The sequence below is a fragment of the Nocardia sp. CA-129566 genome (assembly GCF_050956075.1).
Classification (GTDB): Bacteria; Actinomycetota; Actinomycetes; order Mycobacteriales; family Mycobacteriaceae; genus Nocardia.
Map to the genome: position 1 here is coordinate 8294226 of NZ_CP192085.1, position 14379 is coordinate 8308604.

A 14379-nucleotide genomic window follows, 5' to 3' on the forward strand; every position below is an offset into this window, starting at 1 on the left:
CCAACTCTCGGTTCCACTCTCGCACGAACGCTCCTGTGTGGCATCTGGTTGTCACACATGTTTGCAACCTATCGGTAGCAAACATAATGTATCGGACGAGCCGAGCCGACGCGATCGCTAAGCTGGTCGGAAGATGAACGCGGCCAATCGCGTACCAAAATAGATAGCTCCAACCAAGACTTCGGGGTTTGACAGCAATGACCGGCAACCGCCAAGCACAACGGGCCTTCGACGCCGGAATCCTGTCGCTGGGCCTGACCATCGACGGACAGGAATCGGCTCGCGATCTCGAGTACGCGAAACTGGCGTTCCAGCGCGCCACCGAGTGGGATCCGACCATGTGCGACGCCTGGCTGGGCCGGGCCGCGGCGGGTGAGGTCACCACCGAGGTGCTCTACAACTTGCACAAGAACAGTGCGACAACGCTTTACCGCGAGCAGCGCCGGCTCGGACTGCCACAGCGGGCACTGGCCGGACGCTTCCTCGCCGGGTTGTACATCGACTATCCCCTGGCCAGCTATACCGAGATCTGGCTGGCCCAAGCGGCACAGTTGATCTCGGAGCAGGAGTACGACGAGGCCGAGCGCGTGCTCGACGAACTCGCCACGCACCGCGCCGCGATGCTCTCCGATACCGATCGCGAAATCGACGATCGGATCTGCGCGTATATCCGTGGCGTACTGCATTTCAACACTCAGCGCTGGCCGGATGTGATGGCCGTACTCACCGGATCCGCCGAGTGGGACGATCCGTATCTGGCGGCGGGCGCACATGTGATGGTCGGTTCGGCCTGCGCCCAGCTCGGTCTGTTCGGCGAGGCCATCCGGCGCATGGAGCAGGCCGAGGCGGGGCCGATCCCGGCGGCGCGCACGACCGCCATGTTCTGCCGCGGCCTGTGCCTGCGCGAGACCGGTAAGGAGGCCGAGGCGCAGGCCCTGTTCGAGAAGGTGTATTCGCAGGCACCGGATTTCGCCGCGAATACCGCCGCGATGCGCGATCGCACCTACCGGCTCACGGTGACCAGCAAGGAATCCATCGATGCGCGCACCAACCGCTGGGATCCGGCGTCGGCGCCCTCGGTCGAGGCGATGCAGAGCGCCGATGCCGAGGACCGCGCGAAGAAGATCTTGGCCGAGGCGCGCGCCGAATTGGATAAGCAGATCGGCCTCGAATCGGTGAAAACGCAGGTGGCGAAGCTGCAGGCGACCGCACAGCTGGCCAAGATCCGGGCCGAGAAGGGCATGGCGAGCATGGCCCGCGGCAACCACCTGGCGTTCACCGGACCACCCGGCACCGGTAAGACCACCATCGCCCGGGTGGTAGCCAAAATCTATTGTGGTGTCGGACTTCTCAAGACCGATAAGGTCGTCGAGGCCAAGCGAGTCGACTTCGTCAGCCAGAATCTCGGCGGCACCGCCATCAAGACCGACAAGCTGATCGATACCGCCATGGACGGTGTGCTGTTCATCGACGAGGCGTACACGCTGATCCAGACCGGCCTACAGGGCGGCGACGCCTTCGGCCGCGAGGCGGTGGACACCCTGCTGGCCCGCATGGAGAACGACCGTGACCGGCTGGTGGTGATCATCGCGGGCTATGACGGTGAGATCGACCGGCTGCTCGCCGCGAACGACGGTCTGGCCTCCCGATTCGCCAAACGCCTGCAGTTCCCGTCCTACACCCCGACCGAACTCGGCCAGATCGGCAGCCTCATCGCGCGCTCGCGGGATTCGGAGTTGTCCGACGGGGCAATGGAATTGCTGATCGAGGCGTGCGGGCGGCTGTACGAGGCCGAGCGCGTCGATCAGAGCGGTCAGCCGCGCCGTGGCATCGATCTCGCGGGCAACGGTCGCTTCGTGCGCAACATCATCGAATCCGCCGAGGAGGAACGCGAGTTCCGGCTGGCCAATGACGATTCGCTGGATCTGAGCGCGGTGGACGAGACGGTGCTGATGCGGATCGAGGCGCCGGATATGCAGGCGGCCCTCGGCAGTGTGCTCGCCTCGCTCGGGGTCTAGGAGCTGGCCCGGCATTTCCGGCCGTGACCTGCAATGTCGGGGCCGCGATCAGTTTCCGACGGGCAGGATGTCGTGCTTGACCAGCGCGTCGTTCTTGGACAGCGTCGGGCCCGGCACCAGTTGGCCGATGATCGACCAGGGGGCCAGCCGGGGCTCATCGCTCAGGCCGAGCACCTTCGCGGTCGCGACGTCCGGGATGCCGTAGCGGATTCCGTTGTCCGCCACATAGAACAGGCCGCCGCGGCGCAGACTGCCCGGTTCCGTTCCGGTTACCTGCACGAACTCACCCGAAGCCGGTGCGATATAGGCGGAATCGACCCGATCGCCGGTCCCATCCGAGGTTGCCAGGGTCACCGGCTCGGCCGAACCGGACAGCGGCACGCGGTTGCCCGCGAGCAGACCGACCACCGCACGGTCGGTGGGACTTTCGTTCGCATCGCCACCGGACGCGCGTCCCTTCGCCCAGCTCAGACAGGTGACCGGGGCATCCTCGGCGGACAGGATCTTCGGGGTGTTCATCGGGAAGTGGTCGAGGGCGAGTCGGTGCAGCACCGGCATATTCGTCAGCACATCCGGCGGCTCCACCTTGATCTCGCGCATGCTCTGGGAATTCGCGGTGCGAACGACCTGTGCGGCGAAATCGGTGATCGGCTGCACGCCGTCGGCGAGCACCAGGTACAGCTGGGACTGATCGTTGCGGCCCATACCGCCGACGGCGATGACACCGCCGACCGGCACATCGGAAAGCTTTGCCGGACCGGGCTGTCCGGCCTGCGGAATATCCGGCACGGCCAGCGGCGGAACCGCGATCGCGGCATCGAGCATGCCGGTGCCGACGGGCCGTGGCTTGAGTCCGGCCAGATTCAGCGAACGGGTCAACACCGAGTTGGCGGGGTCGACCTCCGCGCGTTTGCCGTCGTAGATCAGATAGGTCTTGTCATTGCGCCGCACCAGCAGTGCGTCCGAGGGGCCGAGCGCCCGAACACGTTCGTCCAGTTGGGGTTTGCCCGCGAAAATCGTGGTTTCGACGCCGGTGGCCGCGGCCGCGCTGCCGGTGACCGAGAGCTGCACCGTCTCGCACAGCGACCAGTCCGAACGTCCGCCCTGCTGCGAACCGGGCAGTGCCGCGGGCGCGCCGGGAATGCCGAGCAACGGACCGCGCGGCAGCGACGAAAGCTTGGCGTCCTTCACCGATTTGGGTGATTCGTTGCTCCCGCTGATCAGCCGGGCCGAGGCCAGGTTGAGCACCGGATGCAGGCGCTTATCGTCCTTGTTGTCCTCGGATTCGGCCACCACCACATACAGGGCACCGCTGTCCTTGCCGATCACGATATTCGCGTCGCCGATCGCGCCCTGTGGGCGCAGGAACGCCAAGATGGTCGCTCCGGCCACCACGAGCAGGCCGAACACCGCGCCGACGAGCATCGAACGCAGCTGAGATCGCATGGGATCGTGCAGCATCCGGATATCGCGGCGAACCAGTGCGTGATCGAGCCGTCGCAGCAGAAAACGGTAGCCGTTGACCTGAGCCTTGGTGGTCAGCTGAGCAGGCACATGGTCTCCATCGGACTACGGAAGGAACAGGATATTTACAGTATCGTTCGGCGCGCCCATGTCAATCCAGCGACAATTCAGCAAACCGCCACTGCTCCAACGAACAAACACGTAGCGCGGTAGTGTTATCGCAATACTGGTCCGATAATCGTGGACGGGGCTGTGAACAAACGCGATACCGACTCCGGAGCGAAGAACCGTAAAGAAACCGGAAACGAAAACTCCGTGAACACAACGCACACAACGCTGCGTGATCCGGAATTCTGGCTGCTGCGCCAAATCCCTTTGCGACTCATGATTCCGCTCGCACTGTTCGCCGCGACCGCGGCCTGGATCACCGCCGCCTGCCATGCGCCGACCGCGGCCGTCATTGCCGTCGGCGCGATTGTCCTCATTGTCGGCGCGGTACCGGTGCGGCGACGTGAGCCACGCAATATCGCCGGAATGCTGGCGCGGGCCATCGCATTCCGGTGGCGGCGCACCCGGCCCGGCCCCGCCGATACCGGCCAGGCCGCCTTCGACGTACCGCTGCCCGAGGGCGGCAGTTACGGCGTGCGCTGGGATGGCGACCTGCTGCTCACCATGCTGCGCATCGACCCGCCGCCGGATGCGCTCACCCTGCTGCGGCGCGGCTCGCTGTCCACCGACCAGGTGCTTGCGCTCACCGAAATCGGGCGCTGCCTCAGTCAATTCGATATCAGCCTGGCCTCCATCGATGTGATCAGCACCGGCGCGCGGACCGCGGGCGGCGGCGCGGTGGCCCAGCTCTACGACCGCATCCTCGGCCCGCTGCCCGCCATCGCGCATCGCACGGTCTGGCTGGTGCTGCGGCTGGATCCGCTCGCCAACGCCGATGCCGTCGGCAATCGCGGCGGTGGCGGCGCCGGCGCGCTGCGCACCGCGATCATCGCGACCCGCCGGGTGGCCAATCGACTGGCCGCCCGCGATATCTCGGTATCGGTGCTGACCGCCACCGAAATGAACAGCGCGGTGCGCCAACTCACCCGCGGCATCGCCTTGGACGCCTTCGCCGAAACCCCGAAGTCGCTGGTGCACGAGGGCATTCACCTCACCAGCTACGAGATCGGCCCGGAGCTCATCGGATCGCGCGGCTTCGCCGATATCTGGGCCACCCCGAGCCTGACCACCACGGTGACCGTGCGCCTGCGGCCCGGTGCGCGCCGACCCGGCGATGGGCGCGAGTCCACCTCCCCGCCGATCACACTGGGTGCGCTGGTCCGCTTCGATACCGTTGCCGAACCGGGCGAGCCGCCGGTGCCCGGACTGCGCACCCTGCCGGGTGAACAGTTCCGCGCCCTGCTGGACAGCCTGCCCGCCCGCACCGCCCGCCGCGACGGCGATAGCGGGGGCGACTACCGCGGCCCACTCGCCGCGCTCGACGGTATCGCGGTACCGACCGCCGGATGCGGTCAGCTGATCGGCGCCGACAATGCCGGTCAGGGCATCGCGGTGCCGCTGATCGGTGACGGCACCCGGCATCTCGAGGTCATCGGACGGCTGGATCTGGCTCAGCAGGTGATCCTGCGCGCGATCGCCCTCGGCGCACACACCATCGTGCACACCGACCGGCCCGAGGCCTGGCAGTCCATGGTCGCGAATGTCGGTGCACCGCATTCGCTTTCGCTCGCACCGCGGTTCGCCGGTGCGGGACAGCACAGCGTGCCACCGCAGCCGGGCGGCAGACCCATGCCCAGCGCGACCGTCGTGGTGTTCGACGGCATCGCACCGACCGCGTTGACCGGTGGCGCGACCATCGTGCACGTCCGGGCGCCCGAGCAGCCCGATGGCCAGTTCGATGCCGATATCGTTCTGGTACAGGATATTTCGGCTCCCAACCTGATCACGGTACGAACCTCGACGGCGAGTGCGACGGTCAATATGGTCACCACCCCCGACGAAATGCGCTACATCGGCGAATCCCTCACCGCGGCGCGGTAACCCCGCACCCACGGTGACCCGAACCGAATCCGGCCGGTCCGCGAGCGCAGCGCTGGCGGACCGGCCGGATAGCTGACCTTTCGAGCGACCCACAAGCGATCGCTACGGCCCTATCGAGTGGACTCAGGCCCCGAAGCCGTCACCGATCTTGCCGTCGGTGCCCAGCGCGCGCTGCAGCGAGTTCTCCACGGCCGCGGCGACATTGTTGAGCGAGGTGAGCGTGTCGCCGTACTCGTTGTGCCAGGCGTCGTAGACCGTCTTGAAGCTGGCGTGGGCCACGTTGCCCTCCCACGCCACCTTGAGCACGCCGCCCGCGTCCTCCATATCGCTGCCGTACTTGACCAGGTCGCCGTGCAGCGTGACCAGGTCGTTGAACAGGGCCATCATCGGGCCCTTGGCGTATGCCATCGTCGACATGATGAGTTCCTCCGATTCGAAGACTGATTGTTCTTGTGGCGCAGTCGATTACAGGCTGATGTGCTGGAACCCCTCTTGGTTCGCCTGCTCCATCTGGATGTACTGCTGGGTACCGTGACCGACCTGCTCGGTGATGGCGTTGAGCTTCTTGTGCAGCTCCTGGGAGTGCTGGGCCCAGTTGGTGGAGGCCGCGACGAACGCCGCCTTCGCATCGCCTTCCCAGTGGGTCGCCGCGGCGACCTCGTCGTCGATCTTCTTCAGCGTGCGCTGCATGTTGTCGACCGCCGCGGCCATGAACTCCTCGGCCTTCTTCGCGGTCGCCTCGTCTACGTGTACACCTTCACCACTCATCGTGGACACCCTCTCCTGTAGTGATTCCAATGCCCGGAAACGATGTCGGGTGACATCGCCGGAAGGTTTACTGCGGAAGCCACCTTCCCCCGGGCAGAGATTCGATCAATGCCGAAATCGCTTGCGCGATACGGTGATCGGTGCCCGGTGTCACCGTGGACCAGACCTGCTGATCCGCAGCAATACCGGGCGCGGCCACAATGCGACCGCGTCCGGTGTCATAGACCGCGACCGCACCGGGCGGCCGGGTGGTGGTGCCGTCGAGATGGGCGTAGGCCACGATCTCGGCGAAGCTGTGGCAGGCGGCGAAGGCCAGCCCATAGGCGGTGGCGTCACGATCGGCGACACCGAGGGCGTAGACCGCGTCCGCGTAGTCCGCAGAGGTCAGCGCCGCCGCGAGCCGCTCGCTCAGTTCGCTCGACGGCGCACTGAAATTGACCACCTCAGCGGGCGTCGCGGGGCCGAGCGCGTCGAGTAGCGGCCGCATCAGCGCCCCGCCCGATCCGTCCGCCCATACGCTGCGCACATCGAAGACGTCACCGGTGCGCACTGCCACGGCATGGTGTTCGCCGCGGCGCGCCAGGCAGATTCGGGTCACCGCCGGCGTCGCGTCGGGCGCGGTGCGGTAGATCCGGGCCACCAGCTCTCGATCGGGCTGGGCCAGCGTGAACATGGCCTCGGCCAGTTCGGGTTCGACATCGCCCTCGGTATCGAGTACACCGGCGCCGACCAGTTCGGTCCGCGCGCGGTGCTGCGCCTCGGCCCATTCATCGAACGAATCCTGTTGCGGCCCAACCGAAAGCACCAGCGGCAGGGTTTGCACACCGAGCCGTTCGGCGACCATGAGCAGGCCGTCGTTGGTCATGGTGGTCATTGGGCACCTCCCGAGACCGTCCGACCGGGCGCCGCGGCGGGCGCTTCCGGCGCGCCGAGTACGGCCGGGGCGGAGACGATACCGAGGTCGGCGCCGATGGCGTCGCCGGTCACCACACTCGCGCGCGGTGCGTACTCCTCGTCGTCACCCGACCCGGCCGCCCCCATCGCACCCGGAACCATGGGCAGTGCACTGGAACTCGCGGGGGTGGCTGTCGAAACCGGTTGCGGTGTCGTCACTTCCACCGGTTGGGGGGCTTCGGTGAATACCGGTGCGCGATAGGGCTGCAGTTTCGCGGATGCCGCGATGGCACCGACCCCGCCCGGCATGAACATGCCGGGCGTGACCGCGGGCATTGCGGGCATGCCGGACATGGCCGACCCCGCGGATACCGTCGCGGTCGCCTCCTCCGCCGCCAGTGCCGCCGGGGTTGCGATCACCGGCGGTTCCTGCTGACTCCACGGTGCCGCAAGCGGTTCGGTGGCCGCCTCATAGGTCTGCATCACGCGCGAGGCGGCCGCCTTGGCCATATCGGCGTCGGTATCGGCATCGGCCGCCACCGCCTTGATCGGTGCACCGAGTGCGCCACCGATCGATTCGAGCATGCGCTGTACGGCCTGGATGGCCGCGATCTCGGCGCTGTGCGGCATGGTCAGCCGGGCCAATTCATAGGCGGCGGCCTGGGTTTCGGCGCGCACGGCGTTATTGCCAGCGGCCGTCGCGGCATCGGCGAGCCAGTCGCGCAGCATCGAGATCCGATCCAACACCGGACCACTCGTGCTGGACTGCCACGCGCCGCGCATCGACGCGACGATCATGTCGTATTCGGCAACCGCCGTACCGAAACCGGCGGCCAACCGGGTCCACGCGACACCGGCCTCGGCCATCGGTACCGCGCCGGGACCGGTGGACAGTTCACGTGCCAGCCGATCGGGCTCGCGCGCGTCCCAGACCACACCGGTGAAACCGGGCTGCGGTGGTTCGATCATTGTTGCTCCGTGTCGTTTTCGATGTTGTCTCAGGCCGCGCCGGGGATGCCGAAGTCGCCGACGCTGTCGTTCTCGGCGCGCCCGAATTGGGTGGCCTGCGAGCGCAGTGTCGCGGCCAACTTGCGCAGTTCCACGATTCCGGCGGCCGCGCTCTGGCCGTAGGAGTCCGCGACATCGCTCAGCGTCTGCGCCGCGCGCACCGACACCTCGTCGGCACCGGCCGGCGGCACCGTCAGCGCGGGCGAGCCCTCTCGCAACTCCGCCTCCAAACGGGCCGCCAGTCCGTCCAGCCGGGCGGCTGCGTCGCGGGCCGCCGCCGGATCGAACAGCACACCATCGAAATCCGTACCGCCGCTTGCCATGGCAACCTCCTGAACCGTTAGAGGGTGAGTTCCTTATCGGGTGGTGGCTCCGAAATTTGTTCGGCCGCGCCGACCACCGGCAGCGAGACCCCTTCGATCGGACCGACGACCTCTTCGCCGTGTTCGGCGTTGACCAGGAAGCTCGGCATATCGCCGCCCGCATCCCCGGCCCCGCGCGCACCGGCCGCACCGGCCGCGCCGTAGGGCATCATGCCGGGACTGCCGGGAGCGCCCGTCGCACCGCGCACCGCGGCGGCGGGTTCGACTGCGGTGGAACCACTTCCGGAGGCACCGAAACCGGCGACACCGCTGAGTCCGGCGGTGCGCGGACCGGTCCAGGGACTCAGTGGCGTGGAAATCGGTGCCGCGCCGATACCACCGACACCGGCGCCACCGCCACCGCCCGCGCCGCCGCCACCGCCGGTGCGCTCGGCCTCTTCCCGCTCCTTGGCCTCGCGTTCCTGCTCTTGTTTCGCGATGGTGTCGGCCTGCAATTTCTGGGCCTGTGTCGCGCTCTGGGTCGCCACCTGGGTGAGCGTCTGCGCGCCGGTCTGCGCCATGGTCATCAGCGGGGTGAGCATCTGCATCACCTGCTGCATCGAGTCGACGCCCTTGGGGGCGTTGGTGACCTTGACCTTCTTGCCCGCCGCGGTCATATTCGCCGAATGCGCGGTCATTTCGATCCGCGTCTTGGTCACCACCGCGACGCCCTCGGTGATCGCCTCCACCGTCGCGGCCGCGATGAACGCTTGGCCGCCACCGGTGGCCAGCCACGGCGAGGCCGCGGTGACCGTGGCCATGTATTTGGCGATGACGGCCGCGAGCAATGCACCGCCGGTTGCCACCGAGGTCGCGCCGCCGACCAGCGTCGCCTTCTCCTGTGCGCTCTGGGTGGCCAGTTCCGCGCCGTTGTCCGCGGCCTGCCCGGCCTTGTTCGCCGCCTGCATGGCGGCCAATCCCTGCCACAGCGACATCACGGTCTGCAGTGCCTGGGTGCCGAGTTGGATCGCGGTCTGCGCGGCCTGGGCGGTATCGGAGAGCACCTTGGTCGGATCGGGTCCACCGCCCGCGCTCGCGCCGAGCGCTCCCGTGCCGAAACCGCTTGCCATATCGGTGAGCGGCCGGGCCAGCGCGGCCAGATCGAGCACCGGCAACGGTGGCATTTGGGGCAGCGGTGGCAGGCCGGACAGGTCGGGCAGTGGCCCGAGGCCCATATCCTTCAAAATGTCGTTGACCGGGCGATCCACCAGCGGCGCAAGGGCACTGCCGCGCAGCAGGTCGACGATCGATGGTTCTAGCGGCGCGTTCATTATCAGACGCCAGCAGCGCCGAATTCGGTGCCGGATGCCGCTTCGGCGGCCTCGTACGCCGCGGCGCCCTGGTGTGCGGTCAGCGCGGTACCCGCGTGCACGCCGGCCAATTCGAACACCGAACTCACGTGATTGGCCTGCGCGTACGCGAAGGCCATCAGAAAGTCCTGGCCGATCAAGCCGAAGACCGGCGCGGCCGCCGCGACGGTTGCCACCTGATCGAACGCTCCTGCGGTTGCCACCCCGGTTGCCATCGCTACCGCCGCGTCCCCGTACGCGCGAATCGCATCAGGTGTTGCTACGACATCGCTCATCGTATTCCCCGATCCAGTAATGCAATTGACCAACTCATAGAACCTATCAATCAGAGTGCAAGGCCCGAAAGCAAATTTGCACAAACTTAAGGTTCTTGACAAAAGTTCTACGGGGACCGAATGAACGTCGGGTGTCTAGTCGGCAACTTCCTCGTTGAACGTGGTGACCAGTTCGCTACGGCGTTCGAAGGCGCGGCGCACCGCGGCGGCCGCGGTCGCCACCAAGGTCGACTCGAACTCGGCTGGCGTCATCGTCGAAACAGCTTGGGAGAACTGCAGATCCAGCAGCGCTCCGTTGCCATCGACCTCGACGGTGATGGAGCCGTCCTGCGCGCTCTCCCGGCCGCGCACACCCGCGATATCGTCGGTCAGATCCCGAATCCGGTACAGCCGCCGCTGCACGCTGGCCATCAGTTCGTCCATGGTCTCGTACATGTCGAAAGCTCCTCTCGCACAACAGGGACTACACCTCGCGCAACCAACTGTCGGGCTCGGTCTCGTACTCCTGCTCCTCGGCGAACTCTTGGCGCGCCACGTCTTCCGCGGTCGGCAAACCGGTCAGCGCCAACATATCCGCGGGCACTCCGGCCGCCGCCAACTCCGCCCTGCGCGCCATCCCGGCCCGGTTCGCCGCCTGCTTGCACAGCCGCAGCACCTCCGCAGCCAAACCCTGCGGATCCCGCTTCAACTCGGCGGGCTCGATCGAAATGCCAAGTGGCAGACCCTGTTCGGTGGTGCGTACCGAAATCGCGCCGCTGCGGGAGGTCGCGGTCCATTCGACCGGTTCCTGCTGCTGATCATTCACGGTGTACCTCCGAATCACCGAAGCCGGTGCGGGTCAGACCCGCTCGTCCTTGATCGCACGGACCACCTCCGCGACCCGCGTATTGATCAGCACCGTGAGGTGTTTCGCGTCGATGCCCCTCGCGACCGGAGGTGTCCGGTCATCGATCGCATAGCGGCCGTCATCGCGAATGTCGCGCCACTGCAGCCGATGTCGAGTGATCCCGCGCGGTCCGAAGCGCGAACGCCCCTGGATCACATCGATCGTCCCGGTGCAGGATGTCGGCAACGCCAAGAACTCCGCGGAGCGGTCGGCGATCGAATCGTCGAAGGAATCGTGCACCGCGGACCGGCCGAGCGAGTAGTCCAGGCCGTCGCCCTCATCCTGGGTGGACAGCACCACGGCGGCGCGAGTCCCCGGCTCGACCTTCGGCAGCGCTCGCACGATCACGCCGGCCAGATCGACCGCATCGCATTCGACGATCGTGAAACCACCTGAATGCCAGTATGTTTCGCCGGAGACCTCGGAGAAGACATAGCCGCGGTCACCGCGACGGACACCGTGCAGCCGAACCGGAACCTCCCGGTTCCACGGATCCGCCGGGTCGTAGCCCTCGGCGATAATGCGCAGGTCCGGGAAGGCGAGAACGTCGAGCACATCATCGAACGACCGATCCCCGGAGCGTCGCAGTCCTGCCAGCGCATCCTGCTCTTCCTGGACATAATCCTCGTTCACCCAGGTACGACAGGTGTACACGAATGGTTCCGGCAAATAGTCCTGCTTCAGCGCCTCCCACTGGACGATGAATTCGAGGTCGGTGAATTTCCAGGTGCGACTCATTGCTCGACAACAGGTTTGACGACGACCGGCGCGTCGCCGAGCGCCTCCTCGATGTGCTCGACCGAGTCGAGGTAGGAGGCGCGCTTGTGCTCCTTGCCCTGTCCTTGACCGGCGCCGTGACCCGCGGGGCCCATACCGCCGGGCGAGCCCGGCTGGCCCGCGGTGGCAAGGCCGGCCCGGCTCGCCGCCGCGACCCCGGCCGCATCGGCGACCGCACGCGGGAACAGCTTCGAATTCTGCAGGCTGTTGGGTGAAAGACTCGCGCCGGCACCGCTGCCCGCACCGCCACCGAGACCGCCGCCCCTGCCCCCGCCGGCACCGCCGCCGCCCGCCTTGAGCGCATCCTTGCCCAACGCCGACGACAGCCCGGACGGCAGACCGGCCAGTCCGGCCGACTGCATGTCCTTGGCCGCCGAGGCGGCTGCTTGCTGGGCGGCCTGCGATGCCTGATCCATCGCTTGCTTGGCACCCTGCAAACCTTGCTCCGCAGCCTGTTTCGCTTGATCGGCCGCCTGCTGCGCAGCTTGCTGAGCGCGCTGTTGCGCGGCTTGCTGTTCCTGTTGGGCCTGGCGCTGCGCGGCCTCCTGCTGCGCCTGCTGGCGCTGCGCCTCGAGCTGTCGTTGCTGGTCGGCAGCCGTCTTCTGGGCCTGTTCACTTGCCTGGCGCTGCGCGGCGAGCGCCTGCTGGGCTGCCCGCGATTGAGCGGCCGAGGATCCACCGCCGGTGCCACCACCGGTGCCACCACCACCGGTGCCACCCCCGCCGCCACCACCGCCGCCGGTATCCTGCTTCTTCTCCGGCGGTGGCGGCGCTACCGGCTGTACCACCGGGCTCACCGGCTGCACCATCAGCGGAATCGCATTGCTGGATGCGTCGAGACCGGGTACGTACCAGTCCCGGAAGATGCGCTTGGCCTGCTGGACCTGTTCCCGCCCGTACTGGGTGCCGACCTGATCCGGCGGAATATTGGGCGTATTCGCCTGCGCCGCCCACAGCCAACCCGAGGTGTCCAAGAGATTTCCTGCGATCGTCTGCATGCCGTCGATCATGTTCTGCACGCCGGACACATAGGCCTGGACCGCACCTGCCGCCTTGACCGCAGCGTCGCTGTTCCAACTTCCGGAGGTCTGCATCGTGGTCATCTGGTTGCCGAGCTCCGTGGCCGGTGCCACGAGTTGGTTCGCCATCGACTGCCAGTAACCGGACGCATCCGCGGTTTTCCCCATGCCGTCGATCAAGGATTGGTGCCAGCTGTAAGCGGTCGGATAGTCCAGGATGCTGGACGGCTCCGCGCGAACCGGTGTCTTGTCGCGGCCGTCTTTTTCGCTGGCATAAGCCTTCAGATCGGCGGGTGGCCCACCGTACTTATCGGTTCGTCCGGTCTTCCCGCCCCATTCCGGGATCTTCGTCGCTCCGGCGGCGGGCAGGCTCCAACTGCCGTGCCGCTGGGCGGAGCGCGCATTCCGTAGCCGATCGAATCCGGAGGTGTTCGCCTCTTCGGCAGCGGTGTACAGCTTGCCCGCGGTGATGAACTGCTGCGCCAGATCCTCGAGCATGGTCTGGTGGCTCTTGGCGCGATCCTTCAGATCGCGACCCGCACGTTGGAACTTGCCCTGTAATGCGATGCCGGACGGCAGATTTCCGAACCCGTCGACATTCTCCACAAAGTGGGTCCAACCCTCGATGGTGTTGAAGACCTCGTACAGATCGATGGCGTACCCCGCCAGCGTCTGCAGACTCTGCTGCTTCACCGTCAGGTGCTGCGAATCCTTGCCGATGTCGTCCCCGGAGAGCTGCCACGCGTTGGGCTTGTCATCAGTTGGTGCCATCGGTCAACTCCTGTCCCGCTCGGCGCTGCCTCGACGCGCGATGCTCGCCCCCGTGGCCTCGCCCCTCATCCACGCATGCACGACACCGATCATTTCATGACGGGTGTGAACGGTCGGTGTCCTCATCATGAATCATCCTCGCGTGCTTCGGCTTACGTGGCGCTCCGAGGCGCGAACTCCTTAAGGGACCGTAAAGACTTGGCAGCCTTCACTTCGAGCTACCATCTGGTGAACTCCGTGGCGTAGTAGTCGCGAATGGCCTCTAGACGTTCGCGCTGGAATCGGCCCGGCTCCTGGGCGCGCACCGATCGCCCCTCGGGTGAGGTGAAGGCGTCGGCGGGCACCTGGTCCGCGTCCGACGGGATGAACTTCAGCACCTCCTCGACCGCGGCCAGTGCGGTAGCCACCGTGTGCTTGGCCGACCTGCGTTGCCCCGCATCGAATCCCGAGACATCGGTCGGGACACGCCGACCCAGATCGTCGGCGTACCAGAGCCAGATGCCGGGATCGATGAGTTCGGAGGGTTCGTCACCGCCGAAGCGGACAGTCGACGCGGGCGGCAGCAGAATCTGTTCGGGCAGCCGGAATTCGTAGCTGCGCTCGCGGCCGCAGCGCGGACATTCGCCGGTGTAGCGACTGGCCAGCACACCGTCCAGGCTGACCACCGAACTGCGGAATTCGCAGCGCGGCTCACCGCAGTTCGGGCACGGCTGCAGCTCGAGGTACAGGTGCGCCTCGGCATTGGTGCGGGCCAGCGGTAACAGCGTTGGCACGGTTA

General features: G+C 66.8%; 15 protein-coding genes. 2 read left to right on the forward strand and 13 right to left on the reverse strand.

The genetic code is table 11. The features are described 5' to 3' along the window. The first annotated feature begins 197 nt into the window (after positions 1 to 197). Positions 198 to 2018 (forward strand): type VII secretion AAA-ATPase EccA, encoded by a 1821-nt coding sequence (gene eccA, locus ACQP0C_RS37035; RefSeq protein WP_433734761.1) that lies wholly within the window; start codon positions 198 to 200, stop codon positions 2016 to 2018. A 48-nt stretch (positions 2019 to 2066) separates the two neighbouring features. Here eccA and eccB read toward each other — a convergent pair whose 3' ends face one another. Beyond that, positions 2067 to 3572, reverse strand: a complete 1506-nt coding sequence (eccB, locus tag ACQP0C_RS37040; RefSeq protein ID WP_433727753.1) for a type VII secretion protein EccB — start codon at positions 3570 to 3572, stop codon at positions 2067 to 2069. Positions 3573 to 3797: 225 nt separating this feature from the next. Here eccB and eccE point away from each other — a divergent pair, with 225 nt between their 5' ends. Further along, positions 3798 to 5531, forward strand: a complete 1734-nt coding sequence (gene eccE, locus ACQP0C_RS37045) for a type VII secretion protein EccE (protein WP_433727755.1) — start codon at positions 3798 to 3800, stop codon at positions 5529 to 5531. 123 nt (positions 5532 to 5654) lie between these two features. On the opposite strand, the gene ACQP0C_RS37050 is transcribed toward eccE, so the two are convergent. The 12 genes from ACQP0C_RS37050 to ACQP0C_RS37105 form a co-directional block, all read right to left on the reverse strand. Beyond that, positions 5655 to 5948, reverse strand: coding sequence for a hypothetical protein (locus ACQP0C_RS37050; RefSeq protein WP_433680935.1), 294 nt, complete (start codon positions 5946 to 5948; stop codon positions 5655 to 5657). Positions 5949 to 5996: 48 nt separating this feature from the next. Beyond that, positions 5997 to 6299 carry a WXG100 family type VII secretion target gene (locus ACQP0C_RS37055; RefSeq protein ID WP_433727757.1) on the reverse strand — a complete coding sequence of 101 codons (303 nt, stop codon included), beginning with the start codon at positions 6297 to 6299 and terminating at the stop codon, positions 5997 to 5999. 67 nt (positions 6300 to 6366) lie between these two features. Continuing rightward, positions 6367 to 7173 (reverse strand): ESX secretion-associated protein EspG, encoded by an 807-nt coding sequence (locus tag ACQP0C_RS37060; protein ID WP_433727760.1) that lies wholly within the window; start codon positions 7171 to 7173, stop codon positions 6367 to 6369. Next, the gene (locus ACQP0C_RS37065; RefSeq protein ID WP_433727763.1) at positions 7170 to 8162 is read right to left on the reverse strand and encodes a PPE domain-containing protein; all 993 of its coding nucleotides are present in this window, start codon (positions 8160 to 8162) and stop codon (positions 7170 to 7172) included. Before ACQP0C_RS37065 ends, ACQP0C_RS37060 begins: the two co-directional genes overlap by 4 nt. Positions 8163 to 8191: 29 nt before the next feature. Beyond that, a complete protein-coding gene (locus tag ACQP0C_RS37070; RefSeq protein WP_433727765.1) occupies positions 8192 to 8524 on the reverse strand; it encodes a PE family protein in 333 nt (110 codons plus the stop codon). A gap of 17 nt (positions 8525 to 8541) precedes the next feature. Further along, positions 8542 to 9834: a hypothetical protein gene (locus ACQP0C_RS37075; protein ID WP_433727767.1), complete on the reverse strand. Its 1293-nt coding sequence runs from the start codon at positions 9832 to 9834 to the stop codon at positions 8542 to 8544. A 2-nt stretch (positions 9835 to 9836) separates the two neighbouring features. Further along, on the reverse strand, positions 9837 to 10148 hold the full coding sequence (locus tag ACQP0C_RS37080; RefSeq protein WP_433680941.1) for a type VII secretion target: 312 nt from the start codon (positions 10146 to 10148) through the stop codon (positions 9837 to 9839). A 135-nt stretch (positions 10149 to 10283) separates the two neighbouring features. Beyond that, on the reverse strand, positions 10284 to 10583 hold the full coding sequence (locus ACQP0C_RS37085) for a YbaB/EbfC family nucleoid-associated protein (RefSeq protein ID WP_433727769.1): 300 nt from the start codon (positions 10581 to 10583) through the stop codon (positions 10284 to 10286). A gap of 28 nt (positions 10584 to 10611) precedes the next feature. Continuing rightward, positions 10612 to 10953 (reverse strand): hypothetical protein, encoded by a 342-nt coding sequence (locus tag ACQP0C_RS37090; RefSeq protein ID WP_433727772.1) that lies wholly within the window; start codon positions 10951 to 10953, stop codon positions 10612 to 10614. A gap of 33 nt (positions 10954 to 10986) precedes the next feature. Beyond that, a complete protein-coding gene (locus tag ACQP0C_RS37095; RefSeq protein ID WP_433727774.1) occupies positions 10987 to 11772 on the reverse strand; it encodes an ESX secretion-associated protein EspG in 786 nt (261 codons plus the stop codon). Next, complete coding sequence (locus tag ACQP0C_RS37100) at positions 11769 to 13601, reverse strand: hypothetical protein (protein ID WP_433727776.1); 1833 nt, start codon at positions 13599 to 13601, stop codon at positions 11769 to 11771. Before ACQP0C_RS37100 ends, ACQP0C_RS37095 begins: the two co-directional genes overlap by 4 nt. A gap of 218 nt (positions 13602 to 13819) precedes the next feature. Beyond that, positions 13820 to 14374 carry a hypothetical protein gene (locus ACQP0C_RS37105; RefSeq protein WP_433727778.1) on the reverse strand — a complete coding sequence of 185 codons (555 nt, stop codon included), beginning with the start codon at positions 14372 to 14374 and terminating at the stop codon, positions 13820 to 13822. Between the last annotated feature and the right edge of the window lie 5 nt (positions 14375 to 14379).

Coding starts and splice junctions, on each gene's coding strand:
- ACQP0C_RS37065 (WP_433727763.1), bottom strand. CDS start 8,162: ATGATCGAACCACCGCAGCCCGGTTTCACCGGTGTGGTCTGGGACGCG.
- ACQP0C_RS37060 (WP_433727760.1), bottom strand. CDS start 7,173: ATGACCACCATGACCAACGACGGCCTGCTCATGGTCGCCGAACGGCTC.
- ACQP0C_RS37070 (WP_433727765.1), bottom strand. CDS start 8,524: ATGGCAAGCGGCGGTACGGATTTCGATGGTGTGCTGTTCGATCCGGCG.
- ACQP0C_RS37085 (WP_433727769.1), bottom strand. CDS start 10,583: ATGTACGAGACCATGGACGAACTGATGGCCAGCGTGCAGCGGCGGCTG.
- eccA (WP_433734761.1), top strand. CDS start 198: ATGACCGGCAACCGCCAAGCACAACGGGCCTTCGACGCCGGAATCCTG.
- ACQP0C_RS37095 (WP_433727774.1), bottom strand. CDS start 11,772: ATGAGTCGCACCTGGAAATTCACCGACCTCGAATTCATCGTCCAGTGG.
- ACQP0C_RS37050 (WP_433680935.1), bottom strand. CDS start 5,948: ATGTCGACGATGGCATACGCCAAGGGCCCGATGATGGCCCTGTTCAAC.
- ACQP0C_RS37075 (WP_433727767.1), bottom strand. CDS start 9,834: ATGAACGCGCCGCTAGAACCATCGATCGTCGACCTGCTGCGCGGCAGT.
- ACQP0C_RS37080 (WP_433680941.1), bottom strand. CDS start 10,148: ATGAGCGATGTCGTAGCAACACCTGATGCGATTCGCGCGTACGGGGAC.
- ACQP0C_RS37100 (WP_433727776.1), bottom strand. CDS start 13,601: ATGGCACCAACTGATGACAAGCCCAACGCGTGGCAGCTCTCCGGGGAC.
- ACQP0C_RS37055 (WP_433727757.1), bottom strand. CDS start 6,299: ATGAGTGGTGAAGGTGTACACGTAGACGAGGCGACCGCGAAGAAGGCC.